Source organism: Bergeyella anatis (assembly GCF_036016955.1).
Taxonomy (GTDB): domain Bacteria; phylum Bacteroidota; class Bacteroidia; order Flavobacteriales; family Weeksellaceae; genus JAYWXI01.
Genome location: NZ_JAYWXI010000160.1, coordinates 1 through 400 on the forward strand (window position 1 = coordinate 1; position 400 = coordinate 400).

Sequence of the window (400 nt, forward strand, 5' to 3'; positions counted from 1 at the left end):
GCCAATACGCATTTCTTCTGGCGATAGACAAATGTCTTGTAAACTTTGATGGGTGTCTGGGGTTAAACTAAAATAGCGTTCCCATAAGCCTTTGGAATTTTTATCGCCGATGTAATCTTTTTCGGTCAATCGAGTGAGTTTTAGAAATCCACTATCATTCAAGATGCGTTCAAATTGTGCAACGGCTTCTAAAAAGCGAGTGAAATGTTCCTTTTGGGTTACTTGTTTTGGAAGAAAATGCCCTTTGCAAAGAGAGGAAAAGTTACTTTGGGTTTGCATTCTCTTTTCAGTGGTTTGTGTTATGAATAGATAGCAACGATGATTTAGAAAAGGGCGTTCATTAAAATGTCTTTCGTATGAACGCGTTAAAAAACTTAGATTTTCTTTTTGAATATTAGGT

Annotated in this window: 1 pseudogene; it reads right to left on the reverse strand. The window is 36.2% G+C overall.

From position 1 onward, the window contains the following. A pseudogene (locus VQ048_RS13105) lies at positions 1–400 on the reverse strand (TraG family conjugative transposon ATPase); the annotation flags it as partial.